The organism is Corallococcus sp. CA054B (assembly GCF_003611625.1).
Classification (GTDB): Bacteria; Myxococcota; Myxococcia; order Myxococcales; family Myxococcaceae; genus Corallococcus; species Corallococcus coralloides.
Genome location: NZ_RAVY01000154.1, coordinates 1 through 23,402, shown reverse-complemented (window position 1 = coordinate 23,402; position 23,402 = coordinate 1). Strand labels below are relative to the sequence as shown.

12 protein-coding genes are annotated in these 23,402 nt (G+C 71.9%); 11 read left to right on the top strand and 1 reads right to left on the bottom strand.

The genetic code is table 11. The features are described from left to right. From D7V80_RS41915 to D7V80_RS29555, 11 genes are all read left to right on the top strand, one after another. On the top strand, positions 1–1,974 hold a 1,974-nt coding region (locus D7V80_RS41915; protein ID WP_158616723.1), incomplete at its 5' end, for a hypothetical protein. Positions 1,975–2,287: 313 nt separating this feature from the next. Beyond that, complete coding sequence (locus D7V80_RS29600; protein WP_120591343.1) at positions 2,288–5,929, top strand: phage tail protein; 3,642 nt, start codon at positions 2,288–2,290, stop codon at positions 5,927–5,929. Beyond that, positions 5,926–13,539, top strand: coding sequence for a right-handed parallel beta-helix repeat-containing protein (locus D7V80_RS29595; protein ID WP_120591342.1), 7,614 nt, complete (start codon positions 5,926–5,928; stop codon positions 13,537–13,539). The genes D7V80_RS29600 and D7V80_RS29595 overlap by 4 nt, the downstream gene beginning before the upstream one ends. A 31-nt stretch (positions 13,540–13,570) precedes the next feature. After that, positions 13,571–13,912 carry a hypothetical protein gene (locus D7V80_RS29590; RefSeq protein ID WP_120591341.1) on the top strand — a complete coding sequence of 114 codons (342 nt, stop codon included), beginning with the start codon at positions 13,571–13,573 and terminating at the stop codon, positions 13,910–13,912. Next, positions 13,912–14,121, top strand: a complete 210-nt coding sequence (locus D7V80_RS29585; RefSeq protein WP_014396093.1) for a hypothetical protein — start codon at positions 13,912–13,914, stop codon at positions 14,119–14,121. Before D7V80_RS29590 ends, D7V80_RS29585 begins: the two co-directional genes overlap by 1 nt. Continuing rightward, complete coding sequence (locus D7V80_RS29580) at positions 14,118–15,305, top strand: phage baseplate assembly protein V (RefSeq protein WP_120591340.1); 1,188 nt, start codon at positions 14,118–14,120, stop codon at positions 15,303–15,305. The genes D7V80_RS29585 and D7V80_RS29580 overlap by 4 nt, the downstream gene beginning before the upstream one ends. Positions 15,306–15,309: 4 nt before the next feature. Next, on the top strand, positions 15,310–15,504 hold the full coding sequence (locus D7V80_RS29575; RefSeq protein ID WP_043321408.1) for a hypothetical protein: 195 nt from the start codon (positions 15,310–15,312) through the stop codon (positions 15,502–15,504). After that, positions 15,473–17,083 (top strand): hypothetical protein, encoded by a 1,611-nt coding sequence (locus D7V80_RS29570; RefSeq protein ID WP_120591339.1) that lies wholly within the window; start codon positions 15,473–15,475, stop codon positions 17,081–17,083. The genes D7V80_RS29575 and D7V80_RS29570 overlap by 32 nt, the downstream gene beginning before the upstream one ends. After that, the gene (locus tag D7V80_RS29565; protein WP_120591338.1) at positions 17,080–19,242 is read left to right on the top strand and encodes a hypothetical protein; all 2,163 of its coding nucleotides are present in this window, start codon (positions 17,080–17,082) and stop codon (positions 19,240–19,242) included. Before D7V80_RS29570 ends, D7V80_RS29565 begins: the two co-directional genes overlap by 4 nt. A 1,207-nt stretch (positions 19,243–20,449) precedes the next feature. Next, positions 20,450–21,181, top strand: a complete 732-nt coding sequence (locus tag D7V80_RS41910; RefSeq protein WP_158616722.1) for a hypothetical protein — start codon at positions 20,450–20,452, stop codon at positions 21,179–21,181. Beyond that, positions 21,178–21,399 (top strand): hypothetical protein, encoded by a 222-nt coding sequence (locus tag D7V80_RS29555; protein ID WP_014396098.1) that lies wholly within the window; start codon positions 21,178–21,180, stop codon positions 21,397–21,399. The genes D7V80_RS41910 and D7V80_RS29555 overlap by 4 nt, the downstream gene beginning before the upstream one ends. Before the next feature lie 253 nt (positions 21,400–21,652). On the opposite strand, the gene D7V80_RS29550 is transcribed toward D7V80_RS29555, so the two are convergent. Continuing rightward, positions 21,653–23,377, bottom strand: a complete 1,725-nt coding sequence (locus D7V80_RS29550; RefSeq protein ID WP_233585820.1) for a leucine-rich repeat domain-containing protein — start codon at positions 23,375–23,377, stop codon at positions 21,653–21,655. Between the last annotated feature and the right edge of the window lie 25 nt (positions 23,378–23,402).

The window sequence follows — 23,402 nt, the reverse complement described above, 5'->3', positions numbered from 1 at the left end:
GGGACGGGGGGAACGGGTGCGGGGACCGGCGCGCCTTCCGGCGAGGCGGGTGAGCCCGGGGCTCCAGCTCCCACGGGCGGCATCTTCGGGCCGGGCTCGGTGGTCGCGGGGCTTCAGGATCGCATCGAGGTGCAGCGCCACGGTCCGTTGGAGGAACGGCAGGTGGCTCGCGCGAAGCAGGATGCTCGCAAGCTGGCGTCGTTGATGAAGACGCTGGACCTGGGCGGAGATGCCGCGTGCAAGAGCACGCTGGACGCGCTCTGCGAACAGCTGTGCGAGGCCCAGAAGGTCGTGGCGCAGGCTGTGCCTCCGCCCGGCCGTCCCGTTGGCGCGTTGTCCGAGTCGCAGGAAATCCTCGCCCGCCAGCTCCGCAACTTGCAGAAGCGGCAGGCGGACGCACTGGCCGCGCTGGAGGAGGCGCTGGCCCCGTGCGCGGACGAGGACCCGGCCGTGCACGCGGTCCGGTTGGACAAGATGGTCACGTTCCTGGATGCCTTCGTGAACAGCCTCATCCAGGAGGCTCGGGATCAGCTCGTCATCCTCAAGGGCAGTGAAGCGCTGAACCGGGCGGACCAGGCCTTCGGCGCGGAGGCGGGCGTGGCCCGGCCGCTGGGCGTGGCGGCATCTGGAACGGACAGCCTCTATCTGCTGCCGCTGACGGATGCCTCCGGGCTGACCTCGCAGGAACCGCCGGTGCGGCCAGGAGACTGGTTCGTGCTGGCCGAGGACGTGGAGCGCCTGGGCCCCGGCGGAGCGAAGGGCACGGAGCGGCTCTACCGAGAAGCGCTGCGGGTGCTGCGCGTCCGCACGGAGGTCCCGCCCGGTCAGCGCACGCCGATGACACAGGTGACGTTCCAGCCACCGCTGTCGCGCGCGTACGCGTTGGACCGGGTGGTGCTGCTGGGCAACAACACGCTCGTCAGTGAGGGCTCCACGGTGGAGGAGGTCGCCGTGCCCGCGCTGGATCTGCGCACGGTGCCGCTGCTGCATGGGCCGGTGACCTGGCTGCGCGACCCGAGCCACGCGGGAGGCCGCCGGCCGGAAGTGTCGCTGACGGTGGGGGGACGCGCGTGGCATCTGGTGGACTCGTTGTTGGACGCCGCGCCGGACGAGCTGGCCTTCGCGGTGGAGTCGCTGCCGGCCGGGGCCGCGAGGCTTCGTTTCGGGGAAGGGGAGCACGGTTCGGCGTTGCCCCTGGGTGCGGAGGTGCGGGTCCGATACCGCGTGGGCAGAGGGACGGGCGGCAACCGGGCCGCGCTGCGGCTGCTGGCGATGGCGAGCCCGAACCCGTGCGTGGAGAAGACGTTCAACCCGTTGCCGCTGGCCGGAGGGACGGATCCGGAGGCGCCGGAGCTGGCGCGCGTGCGAGGGCCCGCCACGGTGGGCGCGATGGACCGTGCCGTGTCGCTCTCGGACGTGCTGGCGCTGACGTTGGTGTTCGACGGCGTGCACCGCGCGAACGTGTTCCGGGATGGCGTGCGCCGCCGTTCGTTGAAGGTGGTGGTGTCCGGGCCGGAAGGAGCAGCTCTGGGCGCATCCGAGCTGGAAGCGCTCCACGCGCACCTGGCGGCACGGGTGGCGCCGAAGGTGGAGCTGCACCTGATCAACCGGCAGCGCGTGGAGGTGCGGCTGCGGGTGCTGCTGCGCGTGGTGAAGGGCGCGGATCCGGTCGCGGTGCTCCAGGAGGCGCGCCTGCGGCTGGGCGTGGACCGCGACCCGGAGCGAGTGCTCGGCCTGTTGGATCCGGATCGCGTGGAGCTGGGACAGGACCTGCAGCTGTCGGACGTGTACGGAGCGCTCGCGGGAATCACGGGCCTGCGCTCGGTGGTCGTGCAGCGGCTGCACCGCGAAGGCACGCCGCCAATCCTCGTCGAGCGCATCGTCACCGCGCCCGGCGAACTGCTCGCATGGGCCCCGTCGTCCGGAGAGAGCGATGGCGTCGCGCTCACCTACGAGGAGGCCCAGGACCTATGAGCCCCGCCTCAATGCCCCATAGAGGGCGCTGCCTGAGACTCTTGCCAGGACTCCATGCCGGTGGCGCATCCCACGAACCTGTCCGACTGTCGGACAGGTTTGGAGGACCGCGCCCGCCGGGCCACGGAAACCTGTCCGACAGTCGGACAGGTTTGGCGCGCTCCGGGCGGGAGGGGGGCCACCTTGAGATTCGAGGGCCTGGCGCGGGGCGCCATGGCGGGGATGTCGCGCGGAGCTGTCCGACAGGAAGTTCGGGACCTCTGAGCCATCACTCGCCGTGGTGGGCCGACGGCCACCGCGAGGCGCGGACCCCATGAGCCAGCCCTCCCAGCGACTGAGCCAGCTACTCCCGGGCCTCTACATGGCGCGGGACTCCACGCTCGCGGACCAGCCGCTCCTCAAGCTGCTCGCCGTCCTCGGCATGGAGCTGGATGCGTTCGCGCGCGCGGTGGACCAGCTCTGGGATGATCACTTCGTGGAGCGCGCGGGGCCGCAGGCGCTGCCGTTGCTCGCGGAGCTGATGGGCGCGCGGCTGATCACCGGCGACCCTCGCGTGCAGCGCGGAGTGGTGGCTCGCGCGGTGGCGTGGCGCAGACGGAAGGGCACGCTCGCGTCGCTGGAGGAGGTGCTCTCCGTCACCAGCTTGTGGGACGCGGAGGTGGACGAGTCCTTCCGTTCCCTGCTGGAGACCCAGGACCTCAATGACCTGCTGCCCTGGCGCGGTCGCAGCGCGGTGCTGTGGGATCCCATCGGCCTCGCGGATCCGCTCACCCGCCGCTCGCCGGGCATCGAGCGTCCCCGCGAGGGTGTCCCGGAGCGGGGTCCCTTCATCGGCATCGCCCCAGGGGAGACGCTGGACCAGGCCTTGCGCCGGTTGGGGAGCGCGGATGCGGGCCGGGTCGCCGCGACGCCGCGCACGCTGGACCTATTGGGCTGGGCGCGTCCGGACGTCGCCCTCATCCGCACCGCGCGTCTGACGCCCGTGGAGTTGGAGGAGGTCACCCCGGCCGCCGTGCACACGCTGCCCAACGGCTACCGGGGCTTCCGCGTGGATCCCCTGGACCGCGATGGTCCCCTGGTGTGGCTCAAGCCCCTGGAGCGCGCGGACCTCACCGGAGGCCTCACCGCGCGACATGAGCTCGCGCCTCCGTTGCTCGCCACGGGACGCACGGCGGCGATGCTGCTCACCCCCACCGCGCTGGCCGAGGACGCCGATGCCGCCGAACGCGCGGATGCCCTCACCGTCTCCGTCGACGGCATTCCGCTGGTGGGGCCGGAAGCCCTGCCGCTCCTGCGCGGGCCCCTGCCCACCGCGCCCGTCGGGCCCGAGCCCACGCTGCGGTTCGCGGACCGGGGCAGGCCTGCGCCCGGAGACATCTGGCGGCTCACGCTGCTGGCCGCGCGTGAGAACTCGGACACGGTGCTCCTGTCCACCGAACTGGTGCCGGACGCACTGAACACCGTCACCGTCACGCCGGAAGCGAACCAGCTCCTGGGCGGCACCACGGCGGCGCTGCTCGTCGAACGCGTGCGCGGTGAGGCGCGCCTGCGCGACGTGGGCGGCACGTGGCGCACCCTCACCGTAGGACTGCGTCAGGGGCCTCCTCGCAGCAACGCCGTCCGCGTGGACCTGGCCGGTGCGCCGTGGGTCGCGCGCATCGAGCAACACCTCGCGGATGGCAGCCTGCGCCTTGCCCGCTTCGACGCGAGCGCCGACGGTGCGCCATGGCAGTTGGCGGAGCCTGGCGGTGCGTTGCCTCCGGACGGTCCAGGCATGTCCCTGGCCGCCGCTGGCGACTCACTGTTGCTGGTGGCACCCGACGGCGCCGGGAAGCTGGGCGTCTGGTCGGTGACGGGCCTGGACACCGCGACTCCAACGGGGACGCGGTTGGACACCGCGAGCCCACGGCAACCCGCGGCACGACTGGCTCCCAGCCTGTGCGTGCGTGGCGGCCGGCTCTTCGTCTTCGGGGGTGACCTGGGCGGCGCGCCCACCGGAGATCTCTGGTCGCTGCAGATCACGGGCGGACCGTGGCGGCCCCACGCGGTGCGCAATGGCCAGGAGCGCAAGGCCGCGACGCTGCTGAGCACGGCGCAAGGACTGATGCTCCTGGGTGGCGAGGCCGTGACGGGAGAACTGGCCGTGCCGGTGATGTCCTGCGACCCGGCCTCCGCGAGCCCAGTCTGGCGCCCCCTGGCTCCACTGCCCATCACCTCGAACCTGCCCGGCACGCTCGTGGCGACCATCACGACCGACGGCGTGGAGGCGCTCGTCTGGGCGGACACGACGCGCCCTCGACTGATGACGTTGAAGACAGGCGAGGGTGCCTGGGGCGTGGGCCCGCTGGAGACCTTGGGCACGAACCCGCCGGTCCCAGGCGAAGCGCTGTACGTCGACGGTCGCGTGCTCCTCGTGGAGCCGGCGCCGCTGCCACCGTCGGAGGTCGTCTTCTCACTGGGCGGACGCGGCTACCTGGCCTTCCTGCCAGCGCTGGCCCTGCTGCCGGATGAGCTTCTGCGCTTCAACGTCGCCAACGACGGCGCCGCGTTCATCGAGCCTCGCGAGGGCCAGTCGCTCCCGCTCGATTCCCGGCCCGGTGGCGCGTACCACTCGCGGGATGCCTCCGTTGCTGGCGGCGAGCGGCGCTATTCGGTGCCCGGACGGCTGCGGCGCCACCCGTTCCAGCTGCGCCAGCGAAGCCTGGGCCCGTGGACGTCGCTCGCTCCGAGCATCGCCTCCGGCATCGTCGCGCTGGATCCGCGCCTGGGCCGTGTCGTGCTCCAGGACGACGCGCCCGTGGGCCGCGTCACCGTCTCCGCGCGGGTAGGGCGGGGCGCCTCGTTGGGAGCCGGGCTGCTTCCTCCGGACCGCCGTCCGCCTGATGCGTGGGCGGAGCCGGACTTCCCGTTCATCGATCCGCCGGACCGTCCTGGCGACCGCTCCGGTACCGGCCTTCCTGTCACCGCGTGGATCTCCCCGGAGCGAGCGGGCGGAGTGCTGGCGGCCGGAGGCCAGGAGCGGCCCATCGTCGCCACCATCGCGCAAGGGCTCCCATCCGGATCGCAGCCGATTCTGGGCCTCATCGGTTCGCCGCGCCTGGCTCCAGAGCGTCTGTCACAGGGATTGGACAACGGGCTGTCCCTCTTCGCCGCGGACACGGGCGCTGCGCCCTGCATCGGCGCGGATGAGCACGGCCTCTCGCTGGCGCTCTACCCGGGCTTCGGAGGCAGCGCGGCCACGCGCGTGTGGCTCGCGGGCCTGTGGCTCGCGGGACGGCTGGACCTGGTGCTCGCCCGGGGGCAAGCGGACCTGCGCTGGTGCAACCTGGGCGCGCCCGGACAGGTGGGCCTGTGGATGCCGGGCGGTGGGCACCAGGACATCAGCGCGCGGCGCTCGCTGCCTCCCGCCGACGTGGAGCTGCGCCTCTACGGCTGCATGGTGGGAGTCATCGAACTGCCGCCCTGGGTGCACCTCATCGCCGCGGGCTGCACCTTCGACGCCGGAGACCGTGCCGCCGTCGCCATCCGCGCGGCGGGCGCGAGCGTCCGGCTGCGGCACTGCACGGTGCTGGGCGCCACGGAGGCGGGCGTGCTGGAGGCCTCCTCCTGCGCCTTCGCGGGCGAGGTGCGCACGGACCGGCCGGACCTGGGCTGGCTGCGCTACAGCCTCCACGCGCGCGGCGGACAGCCTCCGGTGTCGCACCAGTCGCGGGTGCACACCGTGTCCTTCCAGTCGAACCGCCAGACGGACCCGGGCTACCTCGTCCTGGGCGACAACAACGGCCCCGAAGCGCTCCACGCCTCCGAGCGCGGCGGAGTCCCCGGTGCCCACGACGAGCGCTCCGACCACGAGCGCGAACTCTCCGCGCGCACCGACGACAGCATGCCCATTGGCATCACGCCCTTCCACGCCGACCGCAGCCAGGACGACCTCGTTCGGATGAGCCGACCATGACCGTGAAAGCGTACACCTCCAGGTCCCGCTTCGACGAAGCCCGGCGATTCTCCGGCGTCTATCAGCAGATGGGGCGCATGAGCCTCGATGCCGACTGGAACGAGGAGGTGCGGCTGCGCACCGTGGACGCGCGCCGCCGCTCCGCCGACGTCGCCGAGGGCTCGCCCGACGACGGCTTCCGCATCGTCGACACGTACCTCGTGGACCCCATCCGCAACGTGCTCGGCTGGGCGGGGCAGGGCCTCCCCGCGGACGACGAGCGCATCATCCCGCGCGAGCTGCGCCTGGACCGCTACGACACGGAGACGCTGCCCTTCGTGGTGCGCAGCCGGGGCCACATCGCGCTGCGCCGCACGCTGCCCGCGCCGCTCAATCTCACGGCCGTGCCGCGCTCGGACGGCACCACCTTCACGGCCGCCGCGCTCGTCATGAGCCTGCGCTTCGAACGGCCGCCCACCGACGATGAGTTCATCGACCTGCGAGTGGTCGTCGCGGACACGGAAGGGAACGAGGCGGTCCTCTCCGCCGGCCTGGGCCAGCGGCCCACGGGCTGGAACGACGTGCGCTTCCCTGTCGCCGCGTTCGCGAGCGTGGATCCCACGAAGCTGCGCTCCTGGGGCGTGCTGGGCCTGCCGCCCGTGGCTCGCACGTGGGTGGCCGCGCTGCGGGTGGAGGACGGGGCGCTGGGCGCCGATATCATTATAAGGGGTGGTGACGGGACGCTGCCGGGCGCGGGCCGCATGCTGCTCGACGGCGTGCGCATCTTCCTGGAGCAGGACCTGCGCTACTCCGCGCAGCCGGATCTGCCGGAGGCGTCTCCGCTGGCCGCGCTGCCCACGGACGGCTCGCGGCACCACTTCTTCTTCCTCGACTGCTGGGAGCAGACCACCACCCAGTACGACGACGCGTTCCTGGAGGAGCCCGCGCTGGACGGCCAGGACACCACCGTGCGCCTGCGGCTCGTCACCCAGGTGCGCGCGCTCCAGGGGCTGGCGGACACCGACGCGGAGGTCCTGCCCACGCCGACCAGTGGCGCGCGCCTCACCACCAACATCCCGAAGGGCGCGCTGCCAGACCGCTTCCCGCCAGAGCCGCTGGACCCCTGCCGCGACCGCTGCCTGTCCACGGAGAACGCCTCCACGGGCGAGGGCTACACGGGCACCGACAACCTCCACTTCCGCGTGGAGTTCTTCCGGGGCGGCGCGCAGCCGGTGGTGCTGTGGTCGCGAGACAACGGCTCCACGGTGCTCCCGCTCACCGCGGCCGCCGCGGCGGATGCGATGACGCTCCAGGTCTCTCCCGCGAGCGCCGCGAAGCTGCGCGCGGGTGACCTGGTCGTCATCGAAGATCGCGTCACCCGGCTCCAGCCGGAAGGCCCGTCGCTGCCAGTGCTGCGGAGGCTGCGAGGCGTCCAGGCGGACACGGGCAGGCTGGAACTGGCGGACGCAAGCGATGTGCTCACCATGGACCCCGTGCCGCTCCCCGTGGGAGGCACGCTGGGCCGGGCCTTCAGCCCTGAGCAGGGCGCGGTGGTGCGCCGGTGGGACGGCGGCGACCTGCTGGTGCCGAACGTGCGCTACCGCTTCGACGACGGCATCACCCTGGCCTTCGCCAACACGGAAGGGCGCGCGACCGAATACTGGTCCTTCACCGCGCGAGTGCGCGCGGCGGACGGCGCGGCCCGGGGCGAAGTCGAGCAGCTCACGGACGCGCCCGTGCACGGGCCGGTGCACCACTGCGTACCACTGGCGCGGGTGACCGGCGGCGCGACGCGCACCTTCGAGGACCTGCGCCCGCGCTACCTCCCGCTCGCCCAGGTGCGCGACAGGCTGGTGGAGCTCTCCGAGCGCGTCATCGGCCCGGGCGTCTTCACGGTGGTGGTGGGAGACGGCGTGCGCAGCTTCGGCGACGTCGACCAGGACCTGCTCGAAGGCATCACCGGCGACGAAGCGCTCCAGGCCGCGGTGGACAGCATGGGAGGGCAGGGCGGCTCCATCTTCGTGCGAGCCGGCCGCTACAAGCTGGAGCACCCGGTGCTGCTGCGCAACCTGTCCTCCGTGCACCTCCTGGGCGACGGCGAGGCCACCGAGCTGCGTACCCAGGGCTCCGGCGGAGCCTTCTTCGTGGACCGCTGCGGCCTGCAAGGCGACCTGCGCATCGAGGACCTCAAGCTGGTGGAGGCCCCCTTCGAGGACGTGGTGATTGGCGGCGGCCTCCAGCCCGTGGTGAAGGCCGTGAAGGCGAGCGTGGCCATGACGAACGGCCAGCGCTTCGTGCCGCTGTTGGAGGTGGACGACGACCGGGTGCTGGAGGAGGACGACGTGAAGCACCCGTCCGCCGAGGCCGACTTCGTGGACGTGGTCGTCGACCGCATCAAGGCCATCGTCCCGGGCCAGGGCCGCGCGGCGGGCTCCGTGGTGGCCACGCTGGTGCAGCTGCGCAAGCTGCAACGCCAGCACCCGGGCCAGCCGCTGGAGGACGTGCCGGAGGCGAAGCCGCTGCTCGACGCGCTGGCGACGCTGCCGCACGGCGTGGTGACGCTGGCGGACTCCAGCGGCGTGACGCTGCGCCGCTGCCACATCCAGGCGAACCAGGCCGGCCCGGAGGCGACGGGCGTGCTGGTGACGGGCACCTGCGCGCGCATCGTCATCGACGAGAACCGCGTCGGCGCGGCGACAGGCATCGCGGTGGCGCCGTATGCCCCGTATCTCGCGGAGCGCTTCCTCGCGTCCTTCCCGCGCGCGGGCCTCTTCATCGACGCGCTGGCCATCACCCACAACCGGCTCCAGCCGCTGGGAGACGCGACCACGGGCATCCACGTGGCGGACGGGCGGCTGGCGGGCGTGGAGGTGCGCGGCAACCGCATCCAGGGCTTCCACGTAGGCATCCTGGTGCAGGACCTGGCGGAAGGGGGACTCGCGGGGCCGGTGGACCGCGTGGTGGTGGCGGAGAATCAGATTCTGGGCTCCGCGGCCGTGGGCATCCAGGTCGCGGGCGACGGCGTGGACATCGTGGGCAACGAGATCCGCAACGCCGTGTCGGACGGCCTGTTCCAGGTGGGCATCCAGCTGGCGGGCCGGGCGCTGCGCGTGCGCGAGTCGTGGATCTCCCTCCCGGCCGTCCCCGCCGCGTCCGTGCTGGGCGTGGTGGCCGGCATCGTCGTGGGCGACGGCCTGGATGACGGCGCGTCCAACGGCCGTCCCGCCGCGGACGTGGAGGTGCTGGACAACCGCATCGAAGGCGACGGCGAATCCACGCCGGGCTTCGGCATCCTGCTGGGAGGTCCGCAGCCGGTGTTCGACGTGCGCATCCGGGGCAACGTGGTGCGCGCGCTGGGGGACTCGGCCGTGCGCACCTGGGGCACGGGCGGCGCGGTGGGGCGCCTGCGCGTGGAGGACAACCGCTTCGAACAGGTGGCGCTCGCGGACGTGCCGTCGCAGGAGGACAACACGCTGGCGCTGTCCCGCCTGGACCCGGGCCTGGAGGCCGTGCTGAGCGCGGACGCGAAGGCCCGTCCCCGGCCGCTCGTGGAGGCGCTGCTCGCCAACGCCACGACACGCGTGCGCGCCCCCCTGGACGCGGCGCTGCGCTGGCTGGAGCGGCTGACGCTCCGGGGCGCGGTGGTGCTCGCGGGCGTGGACGAGGCGCGGGTGCGCGGCAACCGGCTGCTCCAGGTGGGGCGCACGGCGGCCTACGGCGCGCCCGGGCTCCCGGACGCGGAGGTGAGAGCGGCGGGCATCGCGGTGGTGTCCGGCTCCGGCATCACCGTGGAGGGCAACGAGGTGGACGGCGTGCACGCGCCGGTGACGACGACACAACCCCCGCCGGAGACAGGCCCGGTGAAGTTGCCGCCCATCACCGTGGTGCTCCAGCAACTCAGCGTCACGAGCACCACCGTCCGCCCGGAGCGCGCGGACGTGCACGGCGCCCTGGTGGGCATGTACGGCACCGTGCTGCGGTACACGGGCGCGAATGTGGACGGGCGCCAGAAGATCGGCCGGGGCCTGTATGGCCCGCTCGACACCCTGGTGGTGGAGCTGGAGGACCTGGGGACCGTTCCCGACTCCGTCCTCAACGCGCTGGTGACGGACGTGGCGGAGCTGCGTACCGCCCAGGGCTTCAACGACCACACCCAGACCTCGCACGCGGTGCGCTCGTCGCTGGCGCGCGCCTCCAGCTTCACCGCGCCGGACCCCCTGTCCCAGGAGGCGTGGGACATGGTGGCGCAGTTCGACCTGGCCACCGTGTCCGGCAAGGACGCCGTGGCAAAGACAGCGGACCGCATCAAGGGCGCCTTCGACTCGCTGGTGCAGGGGCTGCCCTCCGACACGCAGGAGTTCCTCCTCAAGGCCCTGGCCCGGGTGCAGGGCGGGCCGGGTGACCTGGCCGCGCTCGTCACGTTGGCGGGGGCGTTGAGCCAGGTGGCGCTGCTGCGCGAAGCACAGGCGCAGCGCGCGCGGCAGCCCGTCATCGGCCAGGCGGTGGGGCCCAAGAAGACCATCATCGGCACCTTCGCCCAGGCCGCGCTGCAACAGCTGCCGCTCCAGCCGGGCACCCGCGGCGCGAAGGCCAATACGGACGTGCTCGTGCAGCTGCGCCTGTCCAAGGACGCCCTGACGGATCAACTCCAGGAGCTCCACCCCGCGCTGGCCTCCCAGGTGGAGGCGGACTACCGCGACGTGGAGCGCACCGGAGGCCAGCTGCAGCCGGTGGTGGACCGCATGCGCGCCACGCTCAAGCAGGTGCTGGACTTCACCACCGGCGTGCTGCCCACGTCGGACGTCACGCCGGAGGACGGCGCGCGCGTCGCGGCGCAGGGGCTCACCGCCACCATCGGGCTGTACGCCACGAACCTGGACCGGCAGGCGGCGGGCCTCGTCGCCGAGTCCGACGACACGGTGGAGAAGCAGCTGCGCGCCTTCGGCACCGCGGTGGGACAGCTGGGCGAGCTGGTGAGCGGCGACGCGGAGCTGTCCGCGCTCTCGTTGCAGGCGCACCAGGCGGTGATCAACGCCATCGCCCAGCCGCAGAATCGCATGGAGCAGGTGGCCATCGCCCGGGGACTCCTGGACCGCATCCGGGTGCGGACGCTGGACGTGCTCCCGGTGCCCACGCCCCTGCCGCCCGTGCCGGTGCAGGCGGAGCCGCTGGAGCGCTGGGTCTCCGCCCTGGGCGCGCTGGTGCTGGCGGTGCGCGGCATGGCGCCGGGACCGGTGCTCAACGGCTCGTTGCAGCTCTACCTGTCCCAGTACGACCGCGTGCTGGACATCGTGGGCATCCAGGGGAGGCTCCGCACGCTGGCGCTCCAGCGCGTGAACGACGCCATCACCGCGCTCACCAGCGGCAACGGCGGCGTACCCGCGCGCCAGGCCCTGCACCTGCTGGTGGACGAGCCCGCGACCACCGCCGCGGAGGCCGTCGTCAAATCCACCGCGGTGACGGCGCAACTGGATGCCGCCGCGGTCCTGCTGCGCGCCGCGGAGCAGGCCCTGGATCCCGCCGAGGACGACGCGTCGCGAGTCGCGCGGCTCCAGGAGTACCTGCGCCAGCGCGCCGACAAGGTCTCCGCGTCGCTCGTCGCCGTCGTCACCGGCATGCAGGAGCTGGACGCCATCCTGGACCTGCTGCGCAAGTCGCTGGAGCAGCTGGCGCGCGGCGAGGCGCCGGACCCCGGCGACCTGGTGGACCCCGTCTTCGACACCTTCCCGTCGCCCGCGGACGGCCTCTTCGTGTCCGGCGTGCAGGGCCGTGTGCGGCTGGCGGACAACACCGTGCGCGACACCGTCACCGGCATCACCGCCCTGGGCGCGGCGGGGCACCTGCTGACGGAGGCACCGACGGAGCCGGGCTCGCTGCTGGACGTGGACGGCAACCGGCTGGAGGGCTGCGCGGTGGCGGGCCTGCGGCTCTTGCCGGACCTGTCCGTGACGGTGGTCTCCGACAACCACCTCTTCGCGTGCGCGGGCCTGCCCACCGCGGGCGAGCCCGGACTGGGCCAGGCGGTGGCCTCCTTCGTGGGCTCTGGCGAACTGGTGGTGAAGGGCAACGTCTTCCTGGAGAGCGGCAACACGCTGTCGCAGGCGGTGCTCCACGAGGTGGCCATCGACTGGCGAGGCGAGACGGTGGTGCGCGGCAACACCGTGCGCCACACGGGAGGCGGAGGTGGAGGCGCGGGCGTCCTCGTCGTCACCGACACGCTGCCTCCGGACCTGGTGGCGAAGCTGTCGCGCGTGCCCTTCCTCGCCACGGATCCAGTGCCCAAGCCGTCCACGGACGGCCGCGTGGTCCTCGGCAAGCCCGCGCCGTCCGCCGTGGCCACGCTGGCCTCGGTGCCTCGCGTGGAGGACCTGGTGCAGCTGGGCTCGCTGAAGCAGAAGTTCGCCACGGGGCCGGTGCTCAACCGCGCGCTCACGGTGACGGCGGCGGACTTCGCGCCCTCCCTGAGCGCCAGCGCGGCGGCCTCGCGCTACCTCACGGCGACGACGGCACGGGTGCAGCCCGCGCTGGTGGACTTCCTCATCAAGCCCCTCCCCATCCTCCCGCGCCCGCTGGTGAAGGCGAAGCGGGGCGTGCAGGTGGAGGGCAACGACATCACCGCGCGAGGCCCGGCGCTGCTCCTCCTGGGCAACGGCGGCGCGGTCATCTCGGCGGCCGTGTCCGGCAACGAGCTGCGCAGCGAGGGCGGCGTGGGCGCGGTGTACCTGCGCCGCGCGGACTCCACCGTCTTCAGCGGCAACCGGTGCCAGTGCCTGGACGCCGTGAACGTCGTCGTCCTGCGCGTGGAGCGCGCGCCGGTGACGTTCACCGGCAACGTGGTGCTGGGCGCGGAGACGGTGACGCCGCCTCCGCCGGTGGTGCGTCCCCAGTGGCTGATGCCCTCGGACAAGCTGACGCTCCAGATTCCCGTGGGCGGAGGCTCCACCCTGGGCGTGCCCCTGAACCAGGAGCTGCTCCTGGGCGGCCTCCAGCGCCGCCGCGACGTGGCGAGCGACGCCTTCTCCACGCTGCTCGCGGAGCTCGTCTTCCAGCCGACGCCCCTCCCGCCCCAGGCCGGGCCGGAGTTCCCCTTCAAGCCCGTGCTGGACATCCCCACCATGGAGGACGTCCGCTCGAAGCTGCCCGCGAGCATGGACGTGAACATGGCGGCCCGGACGCTCTACGGCATCGCGGTGACGAAGGACGACTCGCCCACGAGTGCGCTGCGGGACCTGGTGGACCGCGTCGCGATGCACGCGGAGAAGCCCGAGGACGTGCAGGGCCAGGTGCGCTCCGTGCTGGCCGCGGCGGAGGGCGACCCGAAGAAGGCCCTCCAGCTGGTGGACAAGAGCGTGCTCGGCATCGACTCGGCGGCGTCCACCGTGAAGGAGAGCATCCTCAATGTCTCCGTGCTGCACGAGGTGCTCGCGGACTCGTTCTACACGGGCGACTCCACCGGCCCCATCCCGGTGCAGGACGCGGGCATCCGGCCCCTCCCTCCGGAGCCGCCGCCGGATCCGTATGCCCACTCCGTCATCATCCTGGGCGGCTCGCGCGTGGCGGCCGTCGGCAACGCGACCACCTCCGGCGTGCACGTCCAGGAAGCCGACGCCGTGGTGGAGCTCAACCCGTAGCGCTGGAAGTCCCTTCCACAAGGACACCCCCATGCCAGATCCCTTCGCCCTCAGTGGCCGCGTCGCCCTCCAGCGCACCGCGCTGCCCGAAGTCACCCTCTCCGCCACGCCGGACGCGCCCGACGCGAAGGCCGCGGCGCTGGAGAACCTGGCCGGCACGCGCGCGAAGCTGGACCTGGACACCTCCGTGCTCAGGGCGCTGGACGTGCGCATCTCCCGCCTGCCGCCGGTGCCCACGGTGCCGGTGACGCTCCAGGACCTGGTGCGCGCCGCGCGCCGCAAGCTCGCCGCCGAGCGCCAGCGCGAGGTGGGCGTCTGGGTGGACACGCGCGTGAAGCTGGCCACGCGGCTGGTTCAGAAGCTGGAGGAGTGATGCGCAAGCTGCTCGAAGCCAGCATGGGGCAGCGCTGCTACCTCTTCACCACGTTGGGCCAGGTGTACGTGGGCCTGGTGGTGGAGCTCATCGACGACGTCGTCCACCTCACCGGGCCGGATGGCGCCACACCCGTCTACATCAACCTGTCGGACGTCTCCGGCGTGCGTCAGTACGACGAGGACGACGACCTGCGGAGCGCGCGATGATCGAACAACTGCTGCAGCAGCTCATCGAACGCACGGAGAGCCGCTACTTCGGCAAGTACCGGGGCTACGTGACGAACGTCTCGGATCCCCTCAACCTGGGGCGCATCCAGTGCGTGGTGCCGCGCCTGATGGGGGACGTGGCCACGGGCTGGGCCATGCCGTGCACGCCGTACGCGGGGCCGGACCAGGGCCTCTTCGTGGTGCCGGACGTGGGCGCGGGCGTCTGGGTGGAGTTCGAGGGCGGAGACCTGTCCCAGCCCATCTGGAGCGGCATGTGGTGGGGGCAGCCCGCGCTCGCGGACCTGGGCCAGCCGGGCTCCACCGCGCGCGTGGCCCCGGACGTCAGTGAGATTCCCAAGCACGACTACCCGCCCCAGTCCGCGGTGCCGGGCGTGCGGATGCTCAAGTCCGCCACGGGCCACTACATCGTCCTGGACGACCGGCCGGAGACCGCGCGCGTGGAGATCCACGACCGGCAGGGCAACCGCGTCATCCTGTCCGCGGAAGGCCTGGACCGGCTCATCAGCAACGAGCGCACGGTGAACGAGGGCAACCGCTCCGCGGAGGTGGACGGCGACGACCGGCTGGAGGTCGCGGGCAAGCAGGACGAGACGGTGGACGGCAGCCACACGCGCGCCGTGGGCGGGGACGTGTCGCTGCACGTGACGGGGTCGCTGACGGAGACCGTGGACGTGGCTGGGTACTCGCGCGTGGTGGGCGGCGCCGGCCTGAAGGAGACGGTGGGCGGCCCGCGCGAGGATCGCATCCAGGGCAGCCACAAGCGCATCGTGTCCGGCGCATCGCAGGAGTCGGCGGTGGGCGGCTACGGCGTCACGTCCGGTGGCAACTTGAACCTCGCCGCTGGCAAGGCGGTGAAGGTGGCCGCGGCGATGCCGGACATGCCGGGACCGTCGCTCAACTCCATCTCCATTGACGCGCTGGCGGGCAACGTGTCCATCAACACGATGCTGGGCGTGTGCCAGGTGGGCGGCCTCTCCGCCATCTCGCCCATGGTGCTGGGCGACGGGCTGGCCATCCACTTCACGATGCTGGCGCAGATCCTCAAGGCGGTGAATCCGCTGACGGTGGCCGCGTACGGGCCGCTGCTGGATGTCTGGGCGGCGATGACGCCGCTGCTGGACTGGTCTTACTTCGGCTTCGTCAAGCGCATGCCGGTGGGCTGACGCGATGAAGGAGCCCGGCTGGAAGCCACTGGAGGCATCGGTCCTGCGCGAGCGGCTGGAGCAGGTGAAGGCCCTGCTGCTCCAGGCGGCGGCGGTGGGCGTGGCCCAGGACGCCGAGCGGCTGGAGAAGCTGATGGAGCTGGAACAACGCACCCGGGAGGACGCGCGTGGCCGAGTTCAACGACGCCGCTATCGCTGAGCTCCACGGCGCGCTGGAGGCCTGCTGCGAGGATCTGGCGAAGGCGCTGGAGGAGGCGGAAGGCACGGACGCCACCGGCACCGACGCCGGGGGCGGGCCCGCGTGGAGGCCGCTGCTGATCGGCGTGCCGCCGGGGCTGGAGCAGCTGGTGGGCATCGTCAAGCCGCCGCTGAAGATCATCATCGCGGTGCTCCAGTTCGTGCAGGCGCTGCTCCAGGCGCTGGCGGCCATCCTCCTGGGGCTGCCGGATCCGTTCCGGGCGCTCATCCTCGCGGCCTACGAGCTGCTCAAGGACATCATCAACGACCTGCTCAACGCGGGCGCGTACCTCTACGCGGACGCGCCGGGCATCGGGCCCACGGAGACGAACCTGGCGGAGACGGGCTTCATCCCGAACATCCCCAAGGACTTCAAGGCGGGCTTCGCGCTGGAGCGCCCGCCGGTGACGCCGGACGGCTTCGCGCGCTGGGCGGGGCGGTTCGTCGCGTCCTTCGATGATCCGGGGGACGACTCGCGCCCGACGGTGACGGACGGCGCGCCGGTGCAGGCGGTGTTCATCGTGATGGCGGCGCCGTCACTGGATGCGCTCCGGCAGGCGCTGTACCTGCTGGGCAAGCTGCTCAACATCAGCGCGTTCAAGAAGGCGTTCGAGAAGTACCCCAAGGGCGCGTTGGATCCGCGCCGCAGCCGGGCGCGGGGCCGGTCGGTGAAGCCGGACTGGAAGTCCGCGCGCATGCGCGACCTGTTCCCGGACCTGGAGAAGCTGCTCATCCTCCCGGAGGCGCTCAGGGCGCTGCTCTTGTCAGTGGACAACCTGGCCACGCTCCTGCGGAGCCTTGCCGCCGCGATGCAGGACAAGGTGCAGGTGTTGATGAAGCTGGCGCAGGCGGTGCAGGCCATCATCGACCTGCTGAACGCGCTCAAGTCCGCGGGCATGTACGCGCTGCCGGTGTCCACGACAGGCGGCGTGGCGGGGTTGAAGGAGGCCTTCCTCACGGCGGCGAACCGGCCCCCGGGCGGCTACGTGGGAGGCATCTGCCTGCTGGCGGCGGGGCCCAACCTGGCGAAGGCCGCGATGCTCTGGGAGCTGCTGGGCCTGTCCGCCGCGATGGACCTGGCGTCGGGTGAACTCACGCTCCAGGACGTGAAGAAGGCGCTGGTGGAGAGCGAGGCAGGCCAGGTGCTGGAGGCGAGCGCGGACGAGGTGAAGGACGCCTGGGGCAACCTGAAGACGACGGCCCAGAAGCAGGCGGACAAGTTCGTGAACGCGGTGGAGAAGGCGCCCGAGCGGTTCGTGAAGGCGGTGGGGCGCACGCCGGAGGAACTGAAGGCCGCCGCCGAGCGGAGCCGCTCCACGCTGGTGGAGGTGCTGGACCAGTCGAAGGAGCACGTGGAGGAGCAGAAGGAGATCCTGGAGGGCATGCTGTCCACGAAGCACTCCCAGCGCCGGGGAGGGCGTTCGCTGGCGATCGGCTTCGGAGGTCCCGGCGCGTCCGAGCGCCCGCCGGGTCCGCAGCCCCCCGCAACTGACACATCCACGCCGCCACCGGGCACGCCGAAGAAGGGAAGCGGCCCGTGAGCGCGGTGACACGCCTGAGCATGGAGCTGGACGGATGGCAGGCGGCCTGGAAGCAGCTGGAGGCGTTCCTGGACCGCATGGACGGCGTGGCGGATCAGGACGCGCCGCACGTCCAGACGGTGTGCGCGCTCCTGCCCGTGTTCAACGTCATCGAGCGGGCCCGCCGTCGCGCGGTGGGCATCGCGCTGGCGCCAGCCCTGGCCGCCGCGCCCCGGGGAGAAGGACTGCCAACGGTGTCCGTCGGTTCGCTCGTGGGGAGCGAGAGCCGGCTGCCGGGCGTGGAGGAGCTGGAGTTCGCGGTGGGCACCATCGGGGCGGATGGAGACGGGAAGCTCACGGGAGCTGCATTGCTCGCGGGGACGGTGACGCTGTTCGCGTTCCGCGACGAGAAGCACGGCGGCGAGGTGGCGGTGCGCGTCCCCACGTATGACTTCGGGCCCCTGTCGGCGAGCGGCACCGTGGAGGACGCCATCGACGCGGGGCTCTTCACCACGGACCAGCGGAAGGACGCGGCGGAGAGCGGCGTCGCGGAGCTGGGCACCTGGACGGGCCTGCGCGCTTCGAGGCGGGCGGAGTTGAAGACGACGTCGGAGACGGTGTCCCTGAGCAGCGTGCTGGATGGGTTGTCCGTCAGTTCAGCATCCAGTGCGTTCGACCCCGTGGCGTCAGGGGCCGCGGCGCGGCAGGTCGAGTGCCTGGCGGACCGGAACGTGCTGCTCCAGGCGAAGGCCACGCTGGAGGAGCAGGGCGCAGCTCCGGAGCTGACGGATGCGCTCCAGCGTGCGGCGGATTCACTCCAGGCCTCGGCGACGGACTACGGAGCGGTGGCCACGGCGCTCCAGTCGCCACGCACCGTGATTGCGTCCGTGTCGGGGCTGGCGTCGTTGAAGACCACGCTGCGGAGGGCGGATTCACCGGGCATCCCCGGACAGCTGTCCAACGAGCTGACGACGTTGGACATCGAGGCGGGGAAGGGAATGGACGAAGCGGTGGCGTCGCGGCTGGCGTACCCGGACGGTTCGCTGCGGATGCTCCGGACGTTGGAGTGGTCGCTGCGCTTCCACTGGGTGTTCCGTCAGCGATGGTTCGACGCACGCAACCGGGCCGCGCTGGCACCGCTGCTGAAGCTCGTGCTGAAGCCATTCTGCGACAGCCTGACGCGGGTGCTCGCGGGACAGCCCACGGGCATCCCGCTGGTGGGACCGGTGGCCCTGGTGAAGGACACGCTCACGCAGGCGACGGCGTTGTCCGTGACGCCCACGGTGGATCTGGGACAGGTGCAGCCGGGCCACGTGGCGCACGTGGGAGGGGACCGGCCCACGCTGGCGCTCGTGCTGGGCTGGGAGGTGAAGGGGGCGGAGAAGCACCTGCGAATCACATCCCTGAATGTGTCCATCGCGACGGACGCGAAGCTGCCGGGAATCGCAGGGTTGGTGCGGAGTGGCACGCCCGTGGACGGGAGCGCGGTGTCGGTGTCGTCACAGGAGCTGCTGGACGGGCACGCGGCGGCGGGGCCGCAAGCGGACGGCGTGGTGCAGGAGATCATCGCCCTGGGCGCGAAGCTGAACCTGATCCTGGGGCAGGGCGGAGGCGCGCTGGGACTGGTGCCTCCGGCGGTGGCCGCGCCGTATCCAGGCCAGACGTTCCAGTTGCTGCCGCCGGTGGAGGTGGGGGCGACGCGCCTGTTCCTGGACGGCATCCCGCTGGCGAGCACGTCTGGATCGAGCAAGCCGGTGCAGGTGGCAAGGCCCGGGGAGCTGTTGCTCGTCCGCGGAGCGGATGACGAAGGCACGTGGTGGCAGGGCGTGGCCACCGTGGACACGGTGGACGTGCGCACAGGAGCGGCGGCCCGAGCGGACGACGAGGTGGCGGCGACGCCCACGCCGCTGGGCTGCGGAGACGACGAGGAGGTCGTGGTCATCACGTTGCGCGACCTTCAGATGCCCAAGGCGCTGGTGCGCGACGTGACGCTGCGGCGCGACTTCAAGGGCTTCGGAGGCCCGAGCCTCGCCACGGGAGTGATGCTCCCCATCGAGCTGGACTCAGGCACAGCGAACCTCACGGTCCAGGACGGCGGAGTGACGAAGACGGTGCTGAGGGACCCGGAGTTGAGGGCCGCGACCACGGTCCTCAAGTCCTGGCTGGGAGTGCCGACATGAGCGAAGCAAGAGACGACTTCTTCGCGGTGGCCGCGCTGCTGGCGGAGCTGGACCGGGTGCTCCACCCCCTGGAGCGGGGCGAGCGCGGAGACTTCAGGGTGGATCCGCCGCTGCCACCGTCCCTGCCAACGCCGGGGGCGCAGAAGCGGGGAGGGGAGGCAGGCCGCGCGGTGAAGGCCGCGTCGCTCCCGTCGGGTCCCAGGTCCATGGGGTTCACGGAGCCTGTCGCGGTGACGCCGCCCGCGCTCGAGCGTCCTGCGCGGGTCGAAGTCCCGACCGCAACGGAACCCATCGCGCCCATCCGGCGTCGTGTTCCCCGACCTGGTGGCACGTCGGCACTTCCCCAGGAACCCCAGCCAACGCTTGAACCCGTGACCCGAAGCCAGGACGGGCAACGGCCTCCCACGCTCGCGCCCCTCGTTGTCCCCAGCGTCCCAGCGCTGCCGTTGAAGGTCGCGGAGTCACGACCCCTTCGTCCTCGCACCGAGGACAGGGATGTTCCTTCACAACGAGGCGACCGGCCCGAACCTGAAAGTCAGAAGGCCCCCGCAGTCCCTCCCATGGCCGAAGCACGCGAGAGGGCTCCAGGTCCGCGAAGGAGCCGGGTGCCGCGACCCGCCGTGGAGAGGAGCGCCCACCCCCCACGCATCAGCGCACGAGTCCCGGAGCCCCCAACACGCCGCCATCGCGTCGCGCGCGCCGCCACCACACAAGCGCCACCACAGGCTCCGCCAGTGGAGCAAAGAGACACGCCCGCCAGGGCATCGCCACGGACGAGAAGGACACCCCGAGTCCTCGACCGACCGCCGGCTCCGGACACCCGAAAGGCCCCACCGTTCCAGGAGGAACTCGGGCCACGCCGTCACGACAGACCTGAACCACGGACTCCGCGTCCTTCCCCATCGGAGGAACGGGGAGAGTCCAGCCTCCCCTCCTCACGGGGCACGAGGCCCACCGCACCAGGTCCGGTGCACATCGAAGTGAAGACGCTGCTTCCTCCGCCGGGAGTCCAAGCACCGCCCCGGCCCGAAGCACCGGATGAAGAGCCCGTGTGGGAGGACGCTCCGGAATACGAACTGGAAACCAGCGCACGGACCTTCTTCGTGAACGGCCGCCGCCTCACGGCGAAGGACGCGGAAGCGCTTCAGCAAGCAGAACAGCGGCTGCGGCGCCGGATGACCGGCCGCTCGCTGTGGAGGAGGCGAGGATGAGTGCACTTCCACCAAAACAGCGATTGGGCCACCTGATGCGCTCCCTCGCGAAGCACCTTCCAGGCCAGCTCGAAGGCCTGTTGGAGAACGCCCGGTTCAAGGACGGCGCCGCGGCGCTCCAACGACTGGCGGACCCGGCGCACATGGAGAAGGCCCTGGCGCGCATGTCGCCAGAAGAAGCCGGCTGGCTCGCGGACCTGCTCACCGAGCGCTGGTCCTGGAGCGCCGACGTCCAGCTGGAGCCCGAAGTGGCCATCGTCGCGCCAGAGGAACTCTGGCTTGGCGCGGAGCCCATCCGCCTGCCGTTGTCGCTCGCGGCGGTGGGCCTGGATGAAGGGTTCGAAGCTGTCTGGGAAGGCGCGGTCCTCCCAAGCCCACCCGCCTCCAGCGCCACGCTCCTCGCGAGGCCTCCCGAAGGCAAGACCCCCGGAGTCGCCAAGGTCCGGGCCCAGGTCCGCGCGAGCGTGAAGGGCCAGCGCTGCGTGCTCATCGCGCAGGCACAGGTCGCGCTGCGGCGGCCTTCGGTGGTGGTGAGCGATGACCGGCGCAGGCTGCTGGCCCAGGACCACGCGGGACGCCCGGCGGTGGGCTGCCGTCTGGAGATCGGCCCGGACGTGCACCTCACCGGCGCAGGGGGCCTGGTGGAACTGGAAGTCCCAGCCCCACCCGGCGTGTCGCTCAGGCTGGAAGGCATCCCGGCCGGCCGGATTCCCGGAGGCAACCCATGAAGACGATGACGCCCCAGACGCGGAAGACACCTGACCGCAAGCCCGCCATGAACAAGGCCATCGCGCCCTCGCAGCAGCCCAAGACGGACACAGCCAGGGCCCAGCTGGGAGCCACGGCCAAGGGACCCACGATGAAGGCCGCGGCCGGAGGCAGCTTCAAGGCGAAGAGCGCACCCCGGATCGCCGCGAACCCCAGCATCCGGATTCCGAAGAAGTAGCGCGGCATCCGGGCTCGCGGCGTGTGTCCTGCGGGAGATGGCTCCGTACAAGGGCTTCGACCCCATGGCCCCCATCTGGAATGAGCGGCACCGGGTCAACGGCCGTATGGCCTTTGGCGATCTCTCACCCAGAGGTGTGTGGGGCGGACGAGACGGAGCGAGAGGCCGCCAGCATCGCCGAGATGGTGTCCGCGCTGCGCGCTTCCCCCGTGTTCCGGCCGCTGTTCGCGCGTTGAGCGGCCTGCACCCCACCTCACGGGGAGGACATGATCCGGAGGCCATGCTCGCGCACCAGCGTGGCCCGCGCGGCCTCGGAGACCGCCGTCTCGCGCAGATCAATCTCACGAAGGAGGGGAAGCCGGTGGAGCGCGGGCATGCCGGCGTCCGTGACCTTCGTGCGCAGCAGGTACAACGTGAGGAGTGAGCCCGGGAGGTGAACGAGCGACTCGTCCCCGATGCGGGTGCCGGCGAGGCTCAGCCAGGAGAGCTTCTCGAAGCCCGCGAGCAGCCGCGCCCCGTCGTCGGTCATCCAGGTGCCTCCCAGGTCGAGCTTGACGAGGTGGGGGAGCTTCTGGAGCGGCACCAGCCCCGACCCGCTGATGGGGTTCCCCGAGACCTGGAGTGACTCCAGCTCCCGCAGCTCGGAGAGCTGACCCAGCCCCAGGTCCGTGAGGATCGTGCGGATGGCGCGGAGCGACTGGAGCTGGGAGAAGGTCCGAAGGGTGGCCACCCACCCGTCGTTGAAGTCGGTCCGGCTCAGATCCAGGTGCCGCAGGACCATGCGCGAGCCGAGCTGCTTCAAGGCCTCAGGGCCGATGCGCGTGGCGCTGAGGTCGAGCCGGGAGAGCCGCTCCAGGGGCTCCAGCGCCGCGAGCGACGCGTCCTCCAGCGCGAGGCCCGAGAGCCCGAGGCTCTCGAGCGCCCGGAGGCCGGACAACGCTGGCAGGCCGCTCCCGGTGACGGCCGTGCGCGACAGCTCCAGGTCGCGCAGGTGTTGGAGGCCCTGGAGGTGTCGCAGCGCCGCGTTCCCGATTGAAGTGTCGTCGAGATGGAGGACCTCCAGCTGGGTGAGCCCGGCAAGGTGACGAACCCCCGGGCCGCGGATGCGTGTCTTGCTGAGTACCAGCACCCGGAGCGCCGGCAACCGCGCCACGTGGATGAGCCCCGCATCCGTCACCCCGGTGCTTCCCAGGTGGAGCGCGTCCAGCATGCGCAGCGCTCCCAGGTGTGCCAGACCTGCGTCCGAGACGGCCGTCCGCGCCAGGCCCAGCCAGCGCAGGGCTGGCATTCTTTTCAGGGCGCCGAGGCCGGCATTCGTGACGTGGGTGCCGCTCATGACGAGCGTGCGCAAGCGCTCCCCGGGCAGCGACGCCAAAACCGTGTCATCGACGGTGGTGTCCGAGAGATCCAACCACTCCAGCTCCATCTGTGCCGCGAGCAGGCCAAGCCCCCGCGGGCTCACCGACGTGCCGCTGAGCGAGAGCCGGCGCAGCGTCGTCAGCGAGGCGAGGAACGCCAGCCCCCGGTCGGACACCGCGGTGGCATCCAGCCGCAGGACGGCCAGGTGTGGCATTCCCTGGAGAGAGGCGAGCCCCGCATCGGTGATCCGCGTACCGTCCAGGTGCAGGGCCTGCAACCGTGCCGCGTTCGCCAGGGCGGCGAGGTGCTCATCGCCGAGCGCGGTCTCGGAGAGATGGAGCGACACGACGGAGGTGTCCTTGACGAGGAGCGCGAGCAGGGCTGGAGCGGGGAGGCCCTGCTCTCCGAAGCGGAGCCCGGGGACCCGGTATTCGCGCAGCACGGCGGCCAGCGCCTGGGCCTGGTCCGCTGTCCTTACGGGCTCCAGGGGCTCGGCGTACCAGTCTCCGTCAGGAAGCGACTGGGGGGCGGCATCCCCCACCGGCAGCAGCCCCCACGAGGAGGACGTCCCATCCGGCAGGAGCCGGTACACCTGGAGGGAGGGACGTGGGGAGGCCACGACCGTGGGCGCTGTCCCTTATACA

Coding starts and splice junctions, on each gene's coding strand:
- D7V80_RS29555 (WP_014396098.1), top strand. CDS start 21,178: ATGAAGACGATGACGCCCCAGACGCGGAAGACACCTGACCGCAAGCCC.
- D7V80_RS41910 (WP_158616722.1), top strand. CDS start 20,450: ATGAGTGCACTTCCACCAAAACAGCGATTGGGCCACCTGATGCGCTCC.
- D7V80_RS29580 (WP_120591340.1), top strand. CDS start 14,118: ATGATCGAACAACTGCTGCAGCAGCTCATCGAACGCACGGAGAGCCGC.
- D7V80_RS29590 (WP_120591341.1), top strand. CDS start 13,571: ATGCCAGATCCCTTCGCCCTCAGTGGCCGCGTCGCCCTCCAGCGCACC.
- D7V80_RS29600 (WP_120591343.1), top strand. CDS start 2,288: ATGAGCCAGCCCTCCCAGCGACTGAGCCAGCTACTCCCGGGCCTCTAC.
- D7V80_RS29585 (WP_014396093.1), top strand. CDS start 13,912: ATGCGCAAGCTGCTCGAAGCCAGCATGGGGCAGCGCTGCTACCTCTTC.
- D7V80_RS29575 (WP_043321408.1), top strand. CDS start 15,310: ATGAAGGAGCCCGGCTGGAAGCCACTGGAGGCATCGGTCCTGCGCGAG.
- D7V80_RS29595 (WP_120591342.1), top strand. CDS start 5,926: ATGACCGTGAAAGCGTACACCTCCAGGTCCCGCTTCGACGAAGCCCGG.